We start from the raw sequence: 21,773 nt of genomic DNA, 5'->3' as shown, positions 1-21,773 counted from the left end.
GCAAAGCTCGCGCGAACGGATTACAACAATGTCCAGGGATTCTAGCGCTTACACGTCAAACTTCAAGTATCACTTTAAGTTTACTTACTGGCGGTAACCGTAGTCGGGGCCATGGCGAGTGCGCGCTTGGCTTCGATGAAGGTTTTGCTCCAGTAGCTGTCACCCAGGCTGTCGACTCGAACACCGCCACTGCGACGGCTGCTGGAGTGGATAAACTGGTTATCGCCCAGGTAGATACCGGCATGGCTGACGCGACCACGACCTGCAGTACTGAAGAAAAGCAGATCACCGGGCTTGAGGTTGTTGCGCGCGACCAACGGTGCTTTCACGTTGATCATTTCGCGAGTGGAGCGTGGCAGGTTCATGCCAGCTTCTTCACGAAACAGGTAGCCGATGAAACCGCTGCAGTCGAAACCGGCTTCAGAGGTACCGCCGAAACGGTAACGGGTACCGATCAGGGACATGCCGCGTTCGAGGATGCTGTCGGCCAGGACTGGAAGCTGGTAAGGCTTGTTGCCGGAAAAATCGGCCAGTTCCTTTTCGGTTGCCACCTCTTCTTCATAGACAGAAGCAGACTGTGCAGCAACGAATTTTGCCTGGGACTGTTGTTGAGGTTTTTGCTGCTCAACCACCTGTTGAGGGTGGGAGGCGCAACCAAACAACAGGGTAACGAGTGCGAGGGGCACGAGGGGTGCGAAGCGATTTAGCATGGGCACGACCGTGGCTGGTATGTAAAGAAGTCGAGACTATGCCTTCTATCACATCGATTTGCAAATTCAATCGTGCTCTATGTGACTTCGCGATTGGACTATGACATCTAAGCCGTAATTCCATTTATCGGTTCACATGCGTAGCCAACGTGGCTTAAACGCAGGATTTCTGGCGCCTGTAAATTGCCGAACCCCGTAGATTCAATCAGTTACCAGCCCAACGTTTCCTTGAGAAAAGGGATCGTCAATTTTCGTTGAGCCTGCAAGGAGGCCTGATCGAGCTGCTCGAGCAAATCGAACAACGCGCTCATGCTGCGGGTGCCACGGGTGAGGATAAAGTGCCCGACTTCATCGGTGAGGTGCAGGCCGCGACGGGATGCACGCAATTGCAGGGCACGCAGTTTGTCTTCGTCGGAGAGTGGGCGCATCTGGAAGATCAGCGCCAGGGTCAGGCGCGACTTGAGGTCGGCCAGCTTCACCGGCAACTCCCGTGGCGAGGTGGAGGCCGCAATCAACAAGCGCCGGCCGCTGTCACGCAGGCGGTTGAACAGATGGAACAGCGCCTCTTCCCAATCCGCCTTGCCGGCCACTGCCTGCAGATCGTCCAGGCACACCAGTTCGTATTGCTCAAGGTTGTCGAAGATCCCGATGCCGCGATCCATCAACTCGGCCAGGGGCAGGTAAACCGCCGGCTCGCCCATCTGCTCGAAACGCAGGCAAGCGGCCTGCAACAGGTGGGTACGCCCTACGCCGTGTTTACCCCACAGATAGATCAGGCTTTCGGTCCACCCGGCGTCGGCTTCGCAGAGCCGCTCGACATAGCCGAGTGCAGCGGCATTGGCGCCTGGGTAGTAATTGATAAAGGTAGCGTCATCACGCAGACGCACACCTAAGGGCAGCTGAATCGGTTTCATGCTGACTGAACGGCTCCCATCGAACCGTTAGTGGCCTCTGTGTAAAGTTTGCAAAGTTTATACCCGTGACGCCGGGCGCACAATGCAGCAGACCACAAGCAAAATCAAAGGTTTGCGTTAACTTGCCGGTTTTAAGCGGATTGTTTGACGCCATAGCCCCATAAACAACAAACCCGGCCGAAGCCGGGTTTATGACGCAGCGGTTACAGGTCGGGGTCTTCGACCCCCGTATAGGCGTCGGAATCCTTGTACAGATCGTGCACATGACGCACCAGCACCATGATCACCGCCGCCACCGGCAGTGCCAGCAGAATGCCGGTAAAACCAAACAGTTCGCCGCCCGCCAGGATCGCAAAGATCACTGCCACCGGGTGCAGGCCAATCCGGTCCCCCACCAGCAACGGCGTGAGCACCATGCCTTCCAAGGCCTGGCCGACCATGAACACCGCGACAATCCCCAGCATCGGGTACAGGTCGCCGCCAAACTGGAACAGGCCAGCCACCAACGCCGCACCGATACCGATCACAAAGCCCATATACGGCACGATAGCGGCGAGGCCGGCGATCAGGCCGATCAACAGGCCCAGCTCCAGGCCGATGGCCATCAAGCCCGCCGCGTAGATGATCCCCAGTGCCAGCATCACCAGCAACTGCCCACGCACAAAGGCGCCAAGCACCTCATGGCACTCGCCGGCCAGGGCCACGATGCGCTCTTCACGGTTGCGGGGCAGCAGGCTGCGGATCTTGGCCATCATGATGTCCCAATCGCGCAGCAGGTAGAACGCCACCACCGGAATCAGCACCAGGTTGGTCAGCCAGCCGATCAGCGCCAGGCTGGACGCGGTCGCCTGGCTGAGGATCACCCCCACAATATCGGTGGTCTGGCCCATGTGCTCGCTGATCGCCGCCTTGACCTTGTCGAACTTCCAGAAACCATCCGACAGGCCCAACTTGGCCTGGGCCCACGGCATCGCCGTGTGCTGCAGCCAGTCGAGCATCTGCGGCGCCAGCTCATAGAGACGAAACAGTTGCTTGGCCAGCATCGGCACCAGCACCAGCACCAGCGCGGTGATGATCAATGTGAACAACGCAAACACCGCAACCACGCCCAAGGTCCGCGACAGACCGGCTTTTTCCAGGCGATCCACCACAGGATCGAACAGATAGGCGAGCAGCAACGCAACCAGGAACGGCGTCAGGATCGAATGCAGCAGGAACACAAAAACGCACAGCAGGACGATCCCGCCAAGCCACACCCAACGACGCGTATCCGCCATAAACCACTCCATTATTTGCTTCTATCTATATAGGAAGAACTTTTACCAACGAAAATGCAGTTGCGCCTGGGGCGCAGGTGCCGCTGCCGGTTGTGTGCCATCGACCGCAGGCTGCTGCGCCGGGGCCTCACCGGCAGGCACTTCCTGCAACTTGGCCAGGCTCAACTGGGTACGCAACTGATCGGCGCTGCCGTTGACCCGATACACAATACGATTGCCATCCACCCATTGCGGCTGACCGCCAAACGGCTCAAGCAGATGCCCCAGGGCCGCGTACCGCTCCAGGTTCATGCCCTGCACTTCCAGCAGTTGCTCGGTACTCACACCGGGCTTGACCGCAAAGCGCGGCGCCAGTTTTTGGCTGACCGCCAGCATGACTGCATCGGCCAGCGCGCCCGTGTCGGCGCCTTGCGCGGCGCCCTGCTCGCTCTTGTCACCCAGCCACAGGCGCCATTTGGCCTGCCATTGATTGCCTTCCTGGCGTGCATGCACGGCCAGCAAGGCGTCGGCACCGTAGCGCTCGGACGCGGCGCGCAACGGCGTGGCATCGGCGTTTTCAAGATTCGGCGCGGTGGCGACCACCTGTTCATCCAGGTCCCCCAGGGGCAGGCGCAATGGCAAGCCACGGTGCTGTGCCGCACGGCGCAGCGCCTGGGCAGCGGCCTGGCCATCGCCGACCAGGCTGCTGCCTTCGGTGGAGTCGTTCAGCCACCAGCCAAGGATTGATGGCCGATTGCTGCCCCAGATAGACAGGCCGGCGTCACGCAAGGCGCGATCAGTGCTGACCGGGTCGAAGTCCACTTGCAGGCTCTCGGGCGGGCCGGCGTCGTAACCGTATTGAGTGATGATTTGCTGCGGATCCTTGCGAATCGCCGCCAGGCCCGGGCCTTGCGCAGCCTTGGCGTCGCCGGTGAGGCGGATCACCAGGGTCTCCACCGCGCGCTGGGTCGCCTGGTCGCGCTCTTGCGGCGATTGGCTGCTGACGGGTTCGAGTACCTGGTACAGGCCATTGAGGGTTTCGGCATGACTCGCCAGGCTGATCAACGACAAGCAGCCTACAAAAAAGACATTACACAGACGCATGGAAGATTCCCGAACGACAAATTTAGCGGCTGGAACAGACCGCGTGAAATCGGTATAGCCAGGCTGTGACCACAGCGACAACTAAAACATTCACGGGGTCCTGGTAAGTTTTCGCCATGTCATTAACGACAGCGGTTTAAAGGCTATACCTTAATACGTGCCTGAACAGACCCGATCAGCATTTTTTTAACCTGCTTTTTTAAATCTATCTGCCCTGCCCGTCGGCCCGAGGATGGCCGCTGCCCCTCAAGCCTGATAAAATCGCGCGCCTTCGCAGACCGTCAACGGCTGGGCCTTTTACCAAAAGTGCCCGCCCGCTCGGTCGTTACCCCTGAATCCCCCCTAAAGGCCTGGATCATGAGCAAGCAACCCTCCCTGAGCTACAAGGACGCCGGTGTAGACATCGACGCCGGTGAAGCATTGGTCGAACGCATCAAGAGCGTTGCCAAGCGCACTGCGCGCCCCGAAGTCATGGGCGGCCTGGGCGGTTTTGGCGCCCTCTGCGAGATCCCGGCCGGCTACAAGCAGCCTGTATTGGTTTCCGGTACCGACGGTGTGGGCACCAAGCTGCGCCTGGCACTGAACCTGAACAAGCACGACAGCATCGGCATCGACCTGGTGGCCATGTGCGTCAACGACCTGGTGGTATGCGGTGCCGAGCCGTTGTTCTTCCTCGACTACTATGCCACCGGCAAGCTGAACGTCGAGACCGCCACCCAGGTGGTGACCGGCATCGGCGCCGGCTGCGAACTGTCGGGTTGCTCCCTGGTCGGCGGCGAAACCGCTGAAATGCCAGGCATGTACGAAGGCGAAGACTACGACCTGGCCGGCTTCTGCGTCGGCGTGGTGGAAAAAGCCGAGATCATCGACGGCTCCAAAGTGGCTGCCGGCGACGCCCTGCTCGCCCTGCCATCCTCCGGCCCGCACTCCAACGGCTACTCGCTGATCCGCAAGATCATCGAAGTGTCCGGTGCCGACATCGAGAACATCCAGCTCGACGGCAAGCCGCTGACCGACCTGCTGATGGCCCCGACCCGCATCTACGTCAAGCCACTGCTCAAGCTGATCAAGGACACCGGCGCGGTCAAGGCCATGGCCCACATCACCGGCGGCGGCCTGCTGGACAACATCCCGCGCGTACTGCCAAAAGGCGCCCAGGCGATCGTCGACGTGGCCAGCTGGCAGCGTCCTGCGGTATTCGACTGGCTGCAGGAAAAAGGCAACGTCAATGAAACCGAAATGCACCGCGTGCTGAACTGCGGCGTGGGCATGGTGATCTGCGTGGCGCAGGAACACGTTGAAACCGCGCTGAACGTATTGCGTGAAGCCGGCGAGCAGCCTTGGGTCATCGGCCAGATCGCCACCGCTGCCGAAGGCGCGGCTCAGGTTGAACTGAAGAACCTCAAGGCTCACTGATGCCTCGGACCTGTGATGTCGTGGTGCTGCTTTCCGGCACTGGCAGTAACTTGCAGGCCCTGATCGACAGCACGCGCACCGGCGACAGCCCGGTGCGCATCGCTGCGGTGATCTCCAACCGCAGCGACGCCTACGGCCTGCAACGCGCCAGGGACGCGGGTATCGAAACCCGCTCGCTGGATCACAAGGCTTTCGAAGGCCGCGAGGCCTTCGACAGCGCCTTGGTCGAACTGATCGACGCCTTCAACCCCCAACTCGTGGTACTGGCCGGTTTCATGCGCATTCTCAGCCCGGGCTTCGTGCGGCACTACGACGGGCGCCTGCTGAATATCCACCCTTCCCTGCTGCCCAAGTACAAAGGCATGCACACGCACCAACGCGCCCTGGATGCCGGTGACAGCGAGCATGGCTGCAGCGTGCACTTCGTCACCGAGGAACTCGATGGCGGGCCTCTGGTCGTACAGGCAGTGGTTCCGGTAGAGTCTGACGACTCGGCGCAGACCCTTGCGCAACGGGTTCATACCCAGGAACACAGGATTTACCCGCTGGCTGTGCGCTGGTTTGCCGAGGGGCGGTTGATTCTTGGTGACCAGGGTGCATTATTGGACGGTCAGTTACTTGCGGCCAGCGGCCACTTGATTCGAACCTAGGAGATTTTATGCGTCGCGCCTTGCTCTTCGCTTTTGCGCTGTTCGCCTTGCCTGCCGTGCAAGCGGCAGATCTACACCCGTTCTCCGCCAGCTACACCGCCGACTGGAAACAGTTGCCCATGAGTGGTTCGGCAGAACGCAGCCTGACCAAGAACGGTGACGGCACCTGGACCTTGAACTTCAAGGCTTCCATGATGATCGCCAGCCTGACCGAAACCAGTGTGATCCTGTTCGACAAGGACACCCTGCAACCGAAGAGCTACGCCTTCGAACGCGGCGGCCTGGGCAAGACCAAGAAGATCAACCTGGACTTCGACCCGTCGACCAAGAAAGTCACGGGTTTTGAAAACAAAGACCCGGTCAATGTGCCCCTGCAAAGCGGCATGCTCGACAAGTCGACCTACCAGTTGGCCTTGCAGCGCGACGTGGCAGCCGGCAAGAAAAGCATGAGCTACAACGTGGTTGAAGGCACCGACGTCGACACCTACGACTTCCGTGTGATCGGCCCGGAAAAGGTCCAGACCAAGGTCGGCAGCATTGACGCGATCAAGGTTGAGCGCGTACGCGACCCGACTCAAAGCAAGCGCATCACCCAGATGTGGTTCGCCAAGGACCTGGGTGGCATCCTGGTAGCCCTGCGTCAGGTGGAAACCGACGGCAAGGAATACAACATCATGTTGCAAGACGGTACCGTTGACGGCAAAGCCATCAAGGGCAGCTGATTGGATTGATGAGCTGAGAAGAGCCTCGCTGAATGCGGGGCTTTTTTTCGTCTGGGGGTTTTGGGTTCAAGTGTCTGCCGTCATCGGGAGCCCAACATGAAACTTCTGTCATAAACCTCTAAAGCGGTTTACTTAGCAAGCTAACAAACCGTATAAAAAGACCTGCGACGACTTGCCGCATACCCACCAGAAATTGGAGCAAGCAGATGACTGTAAAAGTAACTGAACGCGACGACGAACATATGTCCCACGAAGCGCTGGGCCATGGGATTCACATCTGGGATGTCCACCAACAAGACCTGCTGGTCGGCATGTTTCATAACGAGAGCGACGCTCATAATTATAAAAACGAGCTCGAAGCCCTTGAGATGAAACGCCAGGCGCAAAGCTCCTGAAACTTCAAAATCCTGTAGGCCCCCCAGCCCCACGCAGTTGGGGGGCCTATAAAACACAAACCCCGCCTTTTGAGCGGGGTTTGTGTGTTCTGGGGCTGCTTCGCAGCCCAACGCAGGGCAAGCCTGCTCACCACAATTCGTAGCTACAGCCTTACCACATCAAATCATCCGGGATCTGGTAGGCCGCGTACGGATCATCCTCATCCGGCACCTGGCTTTCGGTGAGGATATTGAGCTGCACGATACGTTCCGGGGCGCGCTCCTGGATCTTCAGCGCGGCTTCACGGGGGATCACCTCGTAGCCGCCACCGTGATGCACGATGGCCAGGGAGCCGTTGCTAAGCTTGTTGCGCATCAACGTGTTGACCGACAGGCGCTTGACCTTCTTGTCATCCACGAAGTTGTAGTAGTCCTCGGTCGTGAGCTTAGGCAGGCGCGAGGTCTCGATCAGTTGCTTGACCTGGGCCGTACGGGCCTTGGCCTCGGCTTTTTCCTGTTGCTGGCGGTTCAGCTCCTGGTCACGCTTGACCTTCTCGGCCTGCGCTTCGGCGGCCAGGCGCGCCTGGGTGTCATCGGCCTCGACCTGGCCCTTGTGGACCAGGCGCTGCTGCTTCTGTTTCTCTTTGCCGACCTGCTTGGCCTGCTTTTGGTTGACCAGACCTGCTTTGAGCAACTGGTCGCGAAGGGAAAGGCTCATGGTGCTTACTCACTTAGGCAACTGCTCAACCGCAGCTGGACACGTTCTTTTCCTGACGTTTGGCTTCGCCCCACAGGGCGTCCAACTCTTCGAGGGTGCAATCTTCTATGGGTTGGTGGGTGTCGCGCAATGCCTGTTCGATAAATCGGAAGCGTCGCTCGAACTTGGCATTGGCGCCACGCAGCGCGGTTTCCGGGTCGACCTTGAGGTGACGGGCCAGGTTGACCGCCGCGAACAGCAGGTCACCGACTTCATCGGCGATGGCCTCCGGGTCGTTGTCGGCCATGGCTTCGAGCACTTCGTCCAGCTCTTCGCGCACGTTATCCACCACCGGCAACGCCGATGGCCAGTCGAAGCCGACCTGGCTGGCGCGCTTCTGCAATTTGGCGGCCCGGGACAGGGACGGCAAGGCGCTGGGCACATCGTCCAGCAGGGACAGCTGCTCCGGCGCGTCGGATTTTTCCGCACGCTCCTCGGCCTTGATCTGCTCCCAACGTTCCTTGACCTGTTCTTCACTCAGTTGAGGAATATCCAGCGGCGCATACAGATCGCCGGTCGGGAACACATGGGGATGGCGGCGAATCAGTTTGCGGGTGATGCTGTCGATCACCCCGGCAAATTCGAAACGCCCCTCTTCCCGCGCCAGCTGGCTGTAATACACCACTTGGAACAACAGGTCGCCCAACTCACCCTGCAGATGATCAAAGTCGCCGCGTTCGATGGCGTCGGCCACTTCGTAGGCCTCTTCCAGGGTGTGCGGGACAATGGTCGCGTAGGTTTGCTTGATGTCCCACGGGCACCCGTATTGCGGGTCCCGCAGGCGGTTCATCAGGTGCAGCAGGTCTTCAAGTGAATACATCTTTCTGTGTCCGATCAGTGTGGGAGCAAGCCCCCTCCCACATTTAGCCTGCATTCATTCTGCGAATCATGGGGTACGGTTGCGCCGCGTCTCAATGATGTTCGGCAACTGGGAAATCCGCCCCAGCAGCCGCCCCAGCGCGTCCAACCCCGGAATCTCGATGGTCAGGGACATCAACGCGGTGTTGTCCTCTTTATTCGAGCGGGTGTTGACCGCCAGCACGTTGATGCGCTCATTGAGCAGCACTTGCGAGACGTCGCGCAGCAGGCCGGAACGGTCGTAGGCACGGATGATGATGTCCACCGGGTAGGTGAGCACCGGCACCGGACCCCAGCTGACCTGGATAATCCGCTCCGGCTCGCGCCCGCCCAGTTGCAGCACCGAGGCGCAGTCCTGGCGGTGAATGCTTACGCCACGGCCTTGGGTGATGTAGCCGACGATGGCATCCCCCGGCAACGGCTGGCAGCAGCCGGCGATTTGCGTCAGCAGGTTGCCGACGCCCTGGATCTGGATATCGCCGCGCTTGCCGGGCTTGTAGCCGGTGGCCTTGCGTGGGATCAGCTCCAGTTGTTCGTTGCCGCGCTCCGGCTCGACCAGTTGCTGGGCCAGGTTGACCAGTTGCGCCAGGCGCAGGTCGCCGGCACCGAGGGCGGCGAACATGTCTTCGGCGATCTTCATGTTGGCCTTTTCGGCCAGCTTGTCGAAGTCCACCTGGGGCAGGCCCAGGCGGCCCAGCTCGCGTTCGAGCAGGGTCTTGCCGGCGGCGACGTTCTGGTCGCGCGCCTGCAGCTTGAACCAATGGACGATCTTCGCCCGCGCCCGCGATGTGGTGATGTAGCCCAGGTTCGGATTCAGCCAGTCGCGGCTCGGCGTGCCGTGCTTGCTGGTGATGATCTCGACCTGCTCGCCGGTTTGCAGGCTGTAGTTGAGCGGTACGATGCGCCCGTTGATCTTGGCGCCTCGGCAGTTATGGCCGATCTCGGTGTGCACGCGGTAGGCGAAGTCCAGCGGCGTGGCGCCCTTGGGCAAGTCGATGGCATGGCCGTCGGGGGTGAAGATGTAGACCCGGTCCGGCTCGATATCCACGCGCAACTGTTCGGCCAGGCCGCCGATGTCGCCGAGTTCTTCGTGCCATTCCAGCACTTGGCGCAGCCAGGAGATTTTCTCCTCGTACTGGTTGGACCCGGCCTTGACGTCGGTGCCCTTGTAGCGCCAGTGCGCGCACACGCCCAGTTCTGCCTCTTCGTGCATGGCGTGGGTGCGGATCTGCACTTCCAGCACCTTGCCCTCGGGGCCGATCACCGCGGTATGCAGCGAGCGATAGCCATTTTCCTTGGGGTTGGCGATGTAGTCGTCGAACTCCTTGGGAATGTGCCGCCACAGCGTATGGACGATACCCAGCGCGGTGTAGCAGTCGCGCATTTCCGGCACCAGCACGCGCACCGCACGCACATCGTAGATCTGGCTGAAGGCCAGGCCCTTGCGCTGCATTTTGCGCCAGATCGAGTAGATGTGTTTGGCGCGGCCGCTGATGTCGGCATCGACCCCGGTGGCCTGCAGCTCGGCGCGCAACTGGCCCATCACGTCGCTGATAAAGCGCTCACGGTCGAGCCGCCGCTCGTGCAGCAGCGTGGCGATCTGTTTGTATTGATCAGGTTCGAGGTAGCGGAAGGACAAGTCCTCCAGCTCCCACTTGATATGGCCGATACCCAGGCGGTGGGCCAGGGGCGCGTAGATGTCGAAGACTTCGCGGGCAACGCGGTTGCGCTTTTCGTCGTCCGCGGTCTTCACCGCACGGATTGCGCAGGTGCGTTCGGCCAGCTTGATCAGGGCGACACGCACGTCGTCGACCATCGCCACCAGCATCTTGCGCAGGTTTTCCACCTGACCCTGGGTGCCCAGCACCATGGACTGGCGCGGGCTGAGGCTGGCGCTGATGGCGGCCATGCGCAGCACGCCGTCGATCAGCTTGGCCACCACCGCGCCAAAACGCTGGCTGACGGTCGGCAACTGGATGTGCCCTTCGCGCACGCCGCGATAGAGCACGGCGGCGATCAGCGAGTCCTGGTCCAGCTTGAGATCGGCAAGGATCTCGGCGATTTCCAACCCGGTGCGAAAGCTGGAAGTGCCTTCGGCCCACAGGTTCTTCGCTGCATTGTCTTGTTGCTCAGACTCACGAGCGAACTCGCAGGCTGCTTTCAAGGCTTCACGGTCCAGTGCCGGGTCGACACTGATGGCATGATCCAGCCATGCCTCGAGATTGATACTGCCGTCGGTGTTGATCGGCTGGTGTGCTCTCACCTGTACCATCTTGCTTACCTTCCCTATGACGCACCTTGGATGCGCCAAAATCATCGCCGACCTTTTTACTGCGAGCTCCGCGGCAGATCATAGGCCTTGGAGAACGCAGGCCAGTCGGATTAAACGGGCATCCTAGCCCGCTTCAAATAACGCCATGGCCTCGACATGCGCTGTCTGCGGAAACATGTCGAGGATCCCGGCACGTTTTAGCCGGTAGCCTTGCTTGACCAGCTCAACCGTGTCCCGCGCCAGCGTCGCCGGGTTGCAGGACACATACACCAGGCGCCTGGCCCCCAGGGTGGCGAGCTTGCGCACAACCTCCAGGGCACCATCGCGGGGTGGGTCCAAGAGTACCGCAGAAAAGCCCTGTTTGGCCCATTCCACGTCATTCAAAGGCTGGGACAAATCGGCCTGAAAAAACTGCGCATTATGCAAATTGTTGCTGATGGCGTTCCGTGCAGCCCGGTCCACCATGGTCTGCACACCTTCCACCGCCACCACTTCGCACACCTGTTTCGCCAGCGGCAGGGCAAAGTTGCCCAGGCCGCAGAACAGGTCCAGCACCCGCTCAGCAGGTTGCGGCGCCAGCCAGTCCAGGGCCTGGGCAACCATCGCCTCGTTGACCCCGGCGTTGACCTGGACAAAATCCCCCGGTCGGTACGCCAACTCCAAGTCCCATGGGTCCAATCGAAACCCTAGTGACTGATCGGGCTCAATCGGTTCCGGCTGACCTTCACCATGCAGCCACAGCTGGGCGTCATGGAAGCTGCAGAATTCTTTCAGGATCAGCAGGTCCGCCCCCGACAACGGCGCCATATGCCGCAGCAACACGGCGACGGACGAACCACTGAACAACTCCACATGCCCCAGGGCCTGAGGTTTGCTCAGGCGGCGCAGCATGTTCGGCAGGCGCTGCATGATCGGTTGCAAGGCCTGTACCAGCACCGGGCAATCATCGATGGCGACGATGTCCTGGCTGGCCACGGCGCGGAAACCCACCTCGAGCTTCTTCGCCTTGGCATCCCAACGCACCGCCACCCGGGCGCGGCGCCGGTAAGCGAATTCCGGCCCACTCAATGGAGCGGCCCACTCCTGCGGTTCGACACCGGCCACGCGGGACAGTTGCTCGGCGAGCATGCGCTGTTTCAGGGCAAGTTGTTCGGCATGGGGCAAGTGCTGCACGCTGCAACCGCCACAGCGACCGAAGTGCGCGCACGGTGCCGGACGGCGCAGTTCGCTGGCCGTGAACACACGCTCGGTGCGGGCCTCGACCACCTTGCCGTGGGTGCCCAACACTCGCGCTTCAACCTCTTCGCCGGCCAGCGCACCGTTGACAAACCAGGTGCGGCCTTCAAAGAACACGATGCCGCGGCCGTCGTTGGCCAGGCGCTCGATGGTCAGGCGTTGCTTCTTGCCCACGGGAATCTGTGGGGCCCGGCTGCCGCCCGTCGGTTGGAAGCGCAGGCCTCTCTCGTGCTTGGCCATCAGTTGGGTTCGTCGAAAATGCCGGTCGACAGGTAACGGTCGCCTCGGTCACAGATGATCGCAACGATCACCGCGTTTTCCACTTCCTTGGACAAGCGCAACATACCCGCCACGGCGCCGCCGGACGACACGCCGCAGAAGATGCCTTCTTCACGCGCCAGGCGGCGGGTGGTGTCTTCGGCTTCACGCTGGGCCATGTCGATGATGCGGTCCACGCGCGTCGCGTTGTAGATCTTCGGCAAATACTCTTCGGGCCAGCGACGAATGCCTGGGATCGCCGCGCCTTCCATTGGTTGCAGGCCGACGATCTGGATCGCCGGGTTCTGCTCCTTGAGGTAGCGCGAGTTGCCCATGATGGTGCCGGTGGTGCCCATGGAACTGACGAAATGGGTGATGGTGCCCTGGGTCTGGCGCCAGATTTCCGGACCGGTGGTGGTGTAGTGCGCTTCGGGGTTGTCCCCATTGGCGAACTGGTCCAGCACCTGGCCACGGCCTTCGGCGGCCATGCGCTCGGCGAGGTCGCGGGCGCCTTCCATGCCTTCTTCCTGGGTGACCAGCACCAACTCGGCGCCATAGGCGGTCATCGCCGCCTTGCGCTCGGCGCTGCCGTTGTCGGGCATGATCAGCACCATCTTGTAGCCCTTGATCGCGGCGGCCATGGCCAGGGCGATCCCGGTATTACCCGAGGTGGCTTCGATCAGGGTGTCGCCGGGCTTGATCTGCCCGCGCAGTTCCGCGCGGGTGATCATCGACAGCGCCGGGCGGTCTTTTACCGAGCCGGCCGGGTTGTTGCCTTCGAGCTTGAGCAACAGGGTATTGCTGGTTTCACCCGCCATGCGTTGCAAGCGGACCAGGGGCGTGTTGCCGACGCAATCGGCGATTGTAGGGTACTGCAAGGTCATGGCGTATTCGCAATCCAGACTGCGGGGGCGAACATCATACCGGGAAAGGTCGGCGGGCCATATCACGCAAAGTGTGGTGCTTATGGCTTAAAGGAATAAGCGAGGGAGGTGCTGGCTGGGCGGGCGCCATCGGGGCATGGGTATCTACACAACTTCCAGTGAATACGGAATCTATGGCAATTAGGCTTCTGTGGTGAGCGGGCTTGCCCCGCGCTGGGCTGCGAAGCGGCCCCAATAAGGTCACCGCAGAGTGCCAGAATCAATCGAGGTGAAGGTTTTGGGGCTGCTTCGCAGCCCAGCGCGGGCGGTGCGACGATTCGACAAGCCCGCTCACCACAGAGTTATGTGTCAGCCTTTAACAGTTGTGTAGATACCTATGGCCATCGGGGGCAAGCCCCTCCCACACTGGACCGCATTCTCATGCTGGAACTCGGTCGAATGTGGGAGGGGGCTTGCCCCGATGGCCGCGCCTCGATATCCCGCCTAGCGCAAATGCCCATCGCCATGATTTCTCCGAAAGACCTCCTCCCCCATCGCCGCAATCTGCCCTTCGATCAATGCATCAAACGGCTTGAGCAACGGCTCGAACGACACCGGCGCCTCCAGCACCTGCAACGCCTGCACAATCGCCTCCACCGTCGACAACGCCCCTGGCCCCGGCGCCTTGCGCAGTCGATAGCGGGACACGGCGCCCTCGACCAGCGTCACCCGAGGCAGCGCCGCCAGCAAAGGATTGAGGTGCAGCAGTTTGCGAGCCTTGCGCCAGGTGCCGTCGGGCACCACTAACAATAACGGCTGATCGCCGGGAGCATAGGCTTGCAGCGGCTGGGCATCGTCAGCCGGAAACAACAGCCGCGCCTGATAGCCGGGCGGGTTCAACAGGGTCGGCAAGTCATCAAAGACCTCGCCCACCACCAACTGCGCATTGTTCAATCCCAACGCCGCCAGCCGCGCGGTATTGAGCGCATGGTTGACCTCACTCGGGTGCTGCAAAACAAGCACACGTGTGCGGCTGTCGAGGCTGGGAATCAGCGCGCACAGGCAATGGGCGGCGGGCCTGAGGCAGCGGGAACAGTGGGGTCGGGACATGGTTGTTCAGGCCTGGTTGAGCTGGGCTTTGAGTAGATCGCGGAAGGTCTGGATCAGCGGTTCGCGGCTGCGACCCCGGCGCATGATCATCGAGAACGGCGCCTGGTAGCCGAAGGTCGCCGGCAGCAATACGCGCAGGTCGCCCTTGTCGGCCCAGGCCTGGGCGTAGTGCTCGGGCAGGTAGCCGATGTAGGCACCCGAGAGCACCAGGATCAGCTGCGCTTCCATACTTTCCACCGTGGCGGCGCTGTGTTTGAAGCCGTGGCGCGCCAGTTCGGCCTGGCTCCAGTAGCCGCGCCCGACCATGCGCTGCTGAGTGATCACCTGCTCGGGGATGCGTCGTTCGCTGAACAACGGATGGCGGGTGCTGCAATACAACCAGTGCTGCTCGCGGTACAGCGGCATGTAGATCAGCCCGCTCATGCGGTTGGAGAAGGCACCGATGGCCAGGTCCAGGCGGTTGTCCTGCACGCCGAGTTGCAGTTCGTAGGGGCTCATCACCGATAGATTCAGGTGCACCGCCGGGTGCTCCAGGCTGTAGGCGCCGATAACCTCGGCGAACGGCAAGGCCTTGTCGCTCACTGTAGAGTCGAGCACGCCGAGCTTGAGCGTCCCGCGCAGCTCGCCCTTGAGCGCGGCGGCGTATTGCTCGAAGCCTTCCAGTTCGCCGAGCAGGCGCAAGGTTTCCTGGTGAAACAGCTCGCCCTTGCTGGTCAGGCTGAACCCACCCCGCCCGCGATGGCACAGCACCAGGCCCAACGCACTTTCCAACTGGCTCATGTAGGTGCTGATGGCCGAGGTGGACAGGTTGAGTTCGTGCTGGGCATTGGCGAACCCCTGGTGGCGCACGACGCTGACGAAGATGCGCAGGAGTTTCAGGTCGGGCAAGGCGCTGGCCATGGTCGGCTCCGGGTGTAGATGTGGGCAGTCTACCTGCCCGCATTAGTTTAGAAAAACCTGAACTAAGTATTTGCCCCTGCCGATTCTTCCCTTCCTGCGCTTTTCGCAGAATCGGCCCCTGATAAACACAACAACGATGAGGCAATCCCGTGGACAAGATTTTCCACCAACCACTGGGCGGCAACGAAATGCCGCGCTTCGCCGGCATCGCCACCATGATGCGTCTTCCCCACCTGCAATCGGCCAAGGGCCTGGATGCGGCCTTTATCGGCGTGCCCCTGGACATCGGCACCTCGCTGCGCGCCGGTACCCGCTTCGGGCCGCGTGAAATCCGCGCCGAGTCGGTGATGATCCGCCCTTACAACATGGCCACCGGTGCCGCGCCGTTCGACTCGCTGTCAGTGGCGGATATTGGCGACGTGGCGATCAACACCTTCAATCTGCTGGACGCCGTGCGCATCATCGAAGAGGCCTACGATGAGATTCTCGAGCACAACGTGATCCCGATGACGTTGGGCGGCGATCACACCATCACCCTGCCGATCCTGCGGGCGATCCACAAGAAACACGGCAAGGTCGGGCTGGTGCACATCGATGCCCACGCCGACGTCAACGACCATATGTTCGGCGAGAAAATCGCCCACGGCACCACCTTCCGCCGCGCCGTGGAAGAAGGCCTGCTCGATTGCGACCGCGTGGTGCAGATCGGCCTGCGCGCCCAGGGTTATACCGCCGAAGACTTCAACTGGAGCCGCAAACAGGGCTTTCGCGTAGTGCAGGCCGAAGAATGCTGGCACCACTCCCTCGCGCCACTGATGGCCGAGGTGCGGGAAAAAGTCGGCGGCGGCCCGGCGTACCTGAGCTTCGACATCGACGGCATCGACCCGGCCTGGGCGCCCGGCACCGGCACCCCGGAAATCGGCGGGCTGACCACCATCCAGGCGATCGAAATCATCCGTGGCTGCCAGGGCCTCGACCTGGTTGGTTGCGATCTGGTAGAAGTTTCGCCGCCCTACGACACCACCGGCAACACCTCGCTGCTGGGCGCCAACCTGCTGTACGAGATGCTCTGCGTACTGCCTGGCGTGGCGCACCGCTGATGAGCGTGCCGCAGGTATTGAAAGCCGCCGCCGACCTGGTGTCGGCCTTTGCGCGTAACGACCGCGCCGCCTACTTCGGCGCGTTCACGGCCGATGCCAGCTTTGTGTTCTACACCCTCCCCCAACCGCTGCTCAGTCGCGATGCCTACCAGGCGTTGTGGGACAGCTGGCGCCGGGATGAAGGATTTGAGGTGCTGTCCTGCACCTCAAGTAACGCCGTGGTCAGCCTGCAGGGTGACGTGGCGATATTTATCCATAACGTGGCCACCGAGCTGCGCATGAACGGGGAGCAATTCTTTAGCCAGGAACGCGAGACCATTGTCTTCAAACGCCAAGGATCTCGCACAGAACAACAAGAAGGCCCGTGGCTGGCCTGTCACGAACATTTGTCCGCTATGCCGGAAGGGCTGCCGTCCCCTTAGCCAATGTGATCGGAGCTGATCATGAATAATAAAAACAACGATAAAAGTATTCGCACAATAGAAACCAACGGGGTCGAACAGATCCCGGACAACGAACGTACCGCCACCCCCAAGGATCTGTTCCGCCTGATCTTTGGCGGCGCCAATACCTTTGCCACCGCCGTGCTCGGTTCCTTTCCGGTGTTGTTCGGCCTGTCGTTCCAGGCCGGCGTCTGGGCGATTGTGCTGGGTGTGCTGGTGGGTGCGTTGATCCTGGCGCCGATGGGCCTGTTCGGGCCGATCAATGGCACCAACAACGCAGTGTCTTCCGGTGCGCACTTCGGCGTGCACGGGCGGATTGTCGGCTCGTTTCTGTCATTGCTGACGGCGATTGCCTTCTTCTCACTGTCGGTGTGGAGTTCAGGCGATGCGCTGGTCGGCGGTGCGAAACGGCTGATCGGCCTGCCGGAAACCGACCTGACCCTGGGCCTGGCCTACGGCGTATTCGCCATGCTTGTCCTGACGGTGTGCATCTACGGCTTTCGCTTCATGCTGTGGGTCAACCGCATTGCGGTCTGGGCGGCAAGCCTGCTGTTTCTGTTGGGCATCTTCGCGTTCGCGCCGACCTTCGACAGCCACTTCGCCGGCACCGTAGCCCTGGGCCAGGCCGGCTTCTGGGCGGCCTTTATCGGCGCGGCGCTGGTGGCCATGAGCAACCCGATTTCCTTCGGGGCGTTCCTGGGTGACTGGTCACGCTATATCCCGCGTGAGACGCCGAAAATGCGCATCATGCTGGCGGTAGTCCTGGCACAGATCGCCACCTTGATCCCGTTCCTGTTCGGCCTGGCCACCGCCACCATTGTGGCGATCAAGGCGCCGGACTACATCGCGGCCAACAACTACGTCGGCGGTCTGCTGGCGGTGGCACCGACCTGGTTCTTCCTGCCGGTGTGCCTGATCGCGGTGATTGGCGGCATGTCCACCGGCACCACCTCGCTGTATGGCACCGGGCTGGACATGTCCAGCGTGTTCCCGCGCCTGCTGTCGCGGGTCAAGGCCACGCTGCTGATCGGGGTGATGTCGATTGCCTTCATCTTTATCGGACGTTTCGCCGCCAACCTGGTGCAGAGCGTGTCGACCTTCGCGGTGCTGATCATCACCTGCACCACGCCATGGATGGTGATGATGATCATCGGCCTGATCGTGCGTCGCGGCTTCTACTGTCCGGATGACCTGCAGGTGTTTACCCGGGGTGAAACCGGCGGCCGCTACTGGTTCAGCCATGGCTGGAACTGGCGCGGGCTGGGGGCCTGGATTCCGAGTGCGCTGGTGGGCCTGTGCTTCGTCAACTTGCCGGGGCAGTTTGTCGGGCCGCTGGGCAACCTGGCCGATGGCATCGATATCAGCCTGCCGGTGACGCTGGGGTTGGCGTCGGTGGTGTACCTGACGTTGTTGCGTGTGTTTCCGGAGCCGGCTTCGGTGTATGGCCCCAAGGGTCCGCTTCGCAGCCCTGCGGGAGCAGGCTCCGCTCCCACAACAAGTTCGCCTGTTACCTAAAACAATAATCGGAGACCCGCCGTCATGGCTTTGGATTTATTCGTCGTACTCATCTACGCCGCCGGCATGCTCGTGCTCGGCTATTACGGCATGCGCCGCGCCAGGACCCACGAAGACTACCTGGTGGCCGGTCGCAACCTGGGCCCGTCGCTGTACATGGGCACCATGGCCGCCACGGTACTGGGCGGTGCATCCACCGTCGGTACCGTGCGCCTGGGTTATGTGCATGGCATCTCCGGCTTCTGGCTGTGTGCGGCGTTGGGCATGGGGATCATCGCGCTGAACCTGTTCCTGGCCAAGCCGCTGCTCAAGCTGAAAATCTTCACCGTCACCCAGGTGCTGGAAAAACGCTACAACCCCATGGCCCGCCAGGCGAGTGCGGTGATCATGCTGGCCTATGCGCTGATGATCGGCGTGACCTCGATCCTGGCCATCGGCACGGTGCTGCAAGTGCTGTTCGGCCTGCCGTTCTGGATTTCGGTGTTGCTGGGCGGTGGTGTGGTGGTGGTCTACTCGACCATCGGCGGCATGTGGTCGCTGACCCTCACCGACATCGTGCAGTTCGTAATCAAGACCGTCGGCCTGATGTTTATCCTGCTGCCGATCTGCCTGTACCGCGTCGGCGGCTGGGATGAGCTGGTGGCCAAGCTGCCGGCATCGAGCTTCAGCTTCACCGCGATCGGCTGGGACACGATCATCACCTACTTCATGATCTACTTCTTCGGCATCCTGATCGGCCAGGACATCTGGCAGCGGGTGTTCACCGCCCGCGACGAAAAGGTCGCCAAGTACGCAGGCACTTTCGCCGGCTTCTACTGCATCCTTTACGGCCTCGCCTGTGCGCTGATCGGCATGGCGGCCCATGTACTGATTCCGGACCTGGACAACGTCAACAACGCGTTCGCGGCCATCGTCAAAGTCTCGCTGCCGGACGGCATCCGCGGCCTGGTGATCGCGGCGGCACTGGCGGCGATGATGTCCACCGCCAGCGCCGGCTTGCTCGCCGCCTCCACCGTATTGACCGAAGACCTGCTGCCACGCCTGCGCGGCGGCAGACAATCGAGCCTGGCAATCAACCGCCTGTTCACGATGCTGACCGGTATCGTCGTGCTGGGCATCGCACTGGTGGTCAATGACGTGATCAGCGCCCTGACCCTGGCCTACAACCTGCTGGTGGGTGGCATGCTGATCCCGCTGATCGGCGCGATCTTCTGGAAGCGCGCGACCACGTCGGGGGCAATCACGTCCATGACCCTGGGCTTCGTGACGGCGCTGGTGTTCATGTTCAAGGATGGCCTGGATGCGAACACGCCGATCTACTACAGCCTGGCGGTGGCGTTGGTGAGTTTTGTACTGGTGAGTGTGTTGTCACGCCGGCCAGAGGGGGTCGCGGCCAGCGCGGTTTGAGATAGAGCGGGATTTAGAGCGGTTTCTTCAGCGGGCGCGACGTCGGATGTCGCGCCCTTTTTTTGTTCAGCTGTACCAATGTTAGCTATCTCTGCCTCCAATGATCACCATGACCAAGCCCAGAATAATAAATACTGAAGCGACGACATAAACCAAATCAAGATACTGTCCCGGTCGCATTTCTTGAATACCAAACACACTAACCGGAACGGCTAAAGAAGCCATACTTGAACGAATCAAAGCCACACGTGACACAATATAAAACCATAACGTAAAGGCAACAACCGATGCCCCTATGCATACATAGACCAATGAAATAACACTATCAAACACAACTTCAAACAATATTCCACCGTCCACATAATAAGCCAGAGCCACAAGCCCTACGGAACCGAACGTCATCTGCCACGCAGCTATGCAGAACATGTCTTTTTTGGCTAGCTTAGCTTTTAAAATTAAACTAGAGACCGACCAAGATACTGAAGATCCAATAAGCAATAGCACTCCCATGCCATCATCAATCGAAAGTCCAGAACTCGTCATTAAAAAAACACCAACACAAGCAGAAACCAAACCCAAAACCTTAAAAATAGAAAGACTTTCACGCAAGAAAAACCAGCCTAACAAGCTTGTCCAAACCGGAGTGGTATAAATCAATATCGCTGACTTAGCCAGTCCAACCTCAATTATTCCATATGATGCAAGAGAGAACATAATTGTGGTCTGAAAGAGACCAACCAGCAAAATATAAAACCACTCACTCAAGGTATAACTAACATATCGCGAACTAAAAAAAATAAAAAAATGCATTATCAAAGAGGCCAACAGGAAGCGGAAAAGGAAAACGGAGTAGACCATTCCAAACCGATCATCGTAAAAAACCATCCAACCACCCAAATTACAATCAGCAGACACAGTGAAAAATTTATAACATTAGCATTTGAGCTTAAGTGCCTCATCTCACCACCCCAACGCAAATGACACTTGACAAAAATCAAACTTTTGAACTGCCTATTATCCTACATATCATCTCATCGTAACCCACACCTGAAAGTAGGCATGCTTTCACAAAAACACTCTGAGCATTAAGACCCGGCAATGTATTTACTTCAAGCAGATATGGAATCCCTTCCCTCACAATAAAATCAAATCTGGCATAACGTCCAAAATTTAAAATCTCACACAGCCGACAAATACTCGCCTTGATTAAATCAACAACGCTCTCAGGGATGCAATCAGCGACCTCGTATCGAGTATCACTTGAATTAAACTTAGCATTAAAATCAAAAAAATCTTTGGAATGAGTTATAGATAAAAATGGTAATATTTCCCCAGCAAGAACAGCAACTGTTATTTCAAAACCGCAAACAAATTCCTCGAACAATAACCTACCATTAAACACTTCTGCATTTAGAACTGCGCGTTCAAACCCAACATCATCAACTACCACACTCACCCCTATACTACAACCTTGACAGTCCGGCTTTACAACAACACGCCCACCCAAACGATTTCTTATTTCATTATAATCGATGCCCCCTGCGCCCCTTACAACCCCTTCAGGTACTACAATAGAGTTAGCGGACGCTACAAACCTAGTTAAAATTTTACTCATACATATAGAGCTTGCTTCCCTACTGGCACCATTATAGGGAACCCCCAACAAATCTAATAACCCTTGCACAACACCATTTTCGCCATCTCCGCCATGCATGGCATTAAAAATGTAATCCACGTCATCTAAAGATAAATCCATAAGATCCAAAACTGACCCTACTGTTAGAACCTGATACTTAAGCCCCATTCTACGAAAGGATTCCTCTACACACTCTGCTGTCCTAAACGACACATCTCTTTCGGATGAGTCACCACCTCTAATTATCAAAAAATTTGAATTTTTCATACACC

21 protein-coding genes are annotated in these 21,773 nt (G+C 59.6%); 8 read left to right on the top strand and 13 right to left on the bottom strand.

Annotation, left to right across the window (positions count from 1 at the left end; translation table 11 throughout):
- Window positions 1-80: 80 nt before the first annotated feature.
- The 4 genes from Q8X51_RS01015 to Q8X51_RS01000 form a co-directional block, all read right to left on the bottom strand.
- Window positions 81-710 (bottom strand): C40 family peptidase, encoded by a 630-nt coding sequence (locus Q8X51_RS01015; protein WP_027603799.1) that lies wholly within the window; start codon window positions 708-710, stop codon window positions 81-83.
- A gap of 209 nt (window positions 711-919) precedes the next feature.
- Window positions 920-1,624 (bottom strand): DnaA regulatory inactivator Hda, encoded by a 705-nt coding sequence (gene hda / locus Q8X51_RS01010; protein WP_027603798.1) that lies wholly within the window; start codon window positions 1,622-1,624, stop codon window positions 920-922.
- A gap of 203 nt (window positions 1,625-1,827) precedes the next feature.
- Entirely contained in the window at window positions 1,828-2,901 is a 1,074-nt protein-coding gene (locus Q8X51_RS01005) for an AI-2E family transporter (RefSeq protein WP_065940599.1), read from the bottom strand.
- A gap of 42 nt (window positions 2,902-2,943) precedes the next feature.
- Window positions 2,944-3,984, bottom strand: coding sequence for a DUF2066 domain-containing protein (locus Q8X51_RS01000; RefSeq protein WP_065946847.1), 1,041 nt, complete (start codon window positions 3,982-3,984; stop codon window positions 2,944-2,946).
- A gap of 357 nt (window positions 3,985-4,341) precedes the next feature.
- On the opposite strand from Q8X51_RS01000, the gene purM reads away from it, so the two are divergent.
- The 4 genes from purM (at window position 4,342) to Q8X51_RS00980 (ending at window position 7,167) form a co-directional block, all read left to right on the top strand.
- Window positions 4,342-5,400, top strand: coding sequence for a phosphoribosylformylglycinamidine cyclo-ligase (gene purM / locus Q8X51_RS00995; RefSeq protein ID WP_014719398.1), 1,059 nt, complete (start codon window positions 4,342-4,344; stop codon window positions 5,398-5,400).
- Window positions 5,400-6,050 carry a phosphoribosylglycinamide formyltransferase gene (gene purN / locus Q8X51_RS00990; RefSeq protein WP_074847423.1) on the top strand — a complete coding sequence of 217 codons (651 nt, stop codon included), beginning with the start codon at window positions 5,400-5,402 and terminating at the stop codon, window positions 6,048-6,050. Before purM ends, purN begins: the two co-directional genes overlap by 1 nt.
- Window positions 6,051-6,058: 8 nt before the next feature.
- Window positions 6,059-6,772, top strand: coding sequence for a DUF3108 domain-containing protein (locus tag Q8X51_RS00985; RefSeq protein WP_027603794.1), 714 nt, complete (start codon window positions 6,059-6,061; stop codon window positions 6,770-6,772).
- 206 nt (window positions 6,773-6,978) lie between these two features.
- Window positions 6,979-7,167, top strand: coding sequence for a hypothetical protein (locus tag Q8X51_RS00980; RefSeq protein WP_065924914.1), 189 nt, complete (start codon window positions 6,979-6,981; stop codon window positions 7,165-7,167).
- A 151-nt stretch (window positions 7,168-7,318) separates the two neighbouring features.
- Here Q8X51_RS00980 and Q8X51_RS00975 read toward each other — a convergent pair whose 3' ends face one another.
- From Q8X51_RS00975 to Q8X51_RS00945, 7 genes are all read right to left on the bottom strand, one after another.
- Complete coding sequence (locus Q8X51_RS00975; RefSeq protein WP_407693429.1) at window positions 7,319-7,864, bottom strand: DUF2058 domain-containing protein; 546 nt, start codon at window positions 7,862-7,864, stop codon at window positions 7,319-7,321.
- A gap of 25 nt (window positions 7,865-7,889) precedes the next feature.
- Window positions 7,890-8,723: a nucleoside triphosphate pyrophosphohydrolase gene (gene mazG / locus Q8X51_RS00970; protein ID WP_065924913.1), complete on the bottom strand. Its 834-nt coding sequence runs from the start codon at window positions 8,721-8,723 to the stop codon at window positions 7,890-7,892.
- A gap of 66 nt (window positions 8,724-8,789) precedes the next feature.
- On the bottom strand, window positions 8,790-11,033 hold the full coding sequence (gene relA, locus Q8X51_RS00965; protein ID WP_027603791.1) for a GTP diphosphokinase: 2,244 nt from the start codon (window positions 11,031-11,033) through the stop codon (window positions 8,790-8,792).
- A gap of 123 nt (window positions 11,034-11,156) precedes the next feature.
- Window positions 11,157-12,509 (bottom strand): 23S rRNA (uracil(1939)-C(5))-methyltransferase RlmD, encoded by a 1,353-nt coding sequence (gene rlmD, locus Q8X51_RS00960; RefSeq protein WP_065924912.1) that lies wholly within the window; start codon window positions 12,507-12,509, stop codon window positions 11,157-11,159.
- A complete protein-coding gene (gene cysM / locus Q8X51_RS00955) occupies window positions 12,509-13,411 on the bottom strand; it encodes a cysteine synthase CysM (RefSeq protein WP_015885254.1) in 903 nt (300 codons plus the stop codon). Before cysM ends, rlmD begins: the two co-directional genes overlap by 1 nt.
- A 483-nt stretch (window positions 13,412-13,894) precedes the next feature.
- On the bottom strand, window positions 13,895-14,500 hold the full coding sequence (locus Q8X51_RS00950) for a tRNA-uridine aminocarboxypropyltransferase (RefSeq protein ID WP_137212108.1): 606 nt from the start codon (window positions 14,498-14,500) through the stop codon (window positions 13,895-13,897).
- Window positions 14,501-14,506: 6 nt separating this feature from the next.
- The gene (locus Q8X51_RS00945) at window positions 14,507-15,400 is read right to left on the bottom strand and encodes a LysR family transcriptional regulator (protein WP_065924693.1); all 894 of its coding nucleotides are present in this window, start codon (window positions 15,398-15,400) and stop codon (window positions 14,507-14,509) included.
- Between the two features lie 149 nt (window positions 15,401-15,549).
- Between Q8X51_RS00945 and speB the strand changes: the two genes are divergently transcribed.
- Genes speB through Q8X51_RS00925 form a run of 4 tightly spaced genes read left to right on the top strand, consistent with a single transcriptional unit; the run spans window position 15,550 to window position 19,865 of the window.
- Window positions 15,550-16,500, top strand: coding sequence for an agmatinase (speB, locus tag Q8X51_RS00940; protein ID WP_407693428.1), 951 nt, complete (start codon window positions 15,550-15,552; stop codon window positions 16,498-16,500).
- On the top strand, window positions 16,500-16,922 hold the full coding sequence (locus tag Q8X51_RS00935) for a YybH family protein (RefSeq protein WP_065946848.1): 423 nt from the start codon (window positions 16,500-16,502) through the stop codon (window positions 16,920-16,922). The genes speB and Q8X51_RS00935 overlap by 1 nt, the downstream gene beginning before the upstream one ends.
- Window positions 16,923-16,943: 21 nt before the next feature.
- The gene (locus Q8X51_RS00930) at window positions 16,944-18,458 is read left to right on the top strand and encodes a purine-cytosine permease family protein (protein WP_074847427.1); all 1,515 of its coding nucleotides are present in this window, start codon (window positions 16,944-16,946) and stop codon (window positions 18,456-18,458) included.
- Window positions 18,459-18,482: 24 nt separating this feature from the next.
- Window positions 18,483-19,865: a sodium:solute symporter gene (locus Q8X51_RS00925; protein ID WP_407693427.1), complete on the top strand. Its 1,383-nt coding sequence runs from the start codon at window positions 18,483-18,485 to the stop codon at window positions 19,863-19,865.
- An 81-nt stretch (window positions 19,866-19,946) separates the two neighbouring features.
- Here Q8X51_RS00925 and Q8X51_RS00920 read toward each other — a convergent pair whose 3' ends face one another.
- Window positions 19,947-20,723 (bottom strand): DMT family transporter, encoded by a 777-nt coding sequence (locus tag Q8X51_RS00920; protein ID WP_407693508.1) that lies wholly within the window; start codon window positions 20,721-20,723, stop codon window positions 19,947-19,949.
- Between the two features lie 136 nt (window positions 20,724-20,859).
- Window positions 20,860-21,768, bottom strand: coding sequence for a D-alanine--D-alanine ligase family protein (locus tag Q8X51_RS00915; RefSeq protein ID WP_407693426.1), 909 nt, complete (start codon window positions 21,766-21,768; stop codon window positions 20,860-20,862).
- Window positions 21,769-21,773: the final 5 nt, after the last annotated feature.

The organism is Pseudomonas sp. Yb2C2, assembly GCF_052112325.1.
Lineage (GTDB): Bacteria > Pseudomonadota > Gammaproteobacteria > Pseudomonadales > Pseudomonadaceae > Aquipseudomonas > Aquipseudomonas marginalis.
This window is presented reverse-complemented; position numbering and strand designations above follow the sequence as displayed.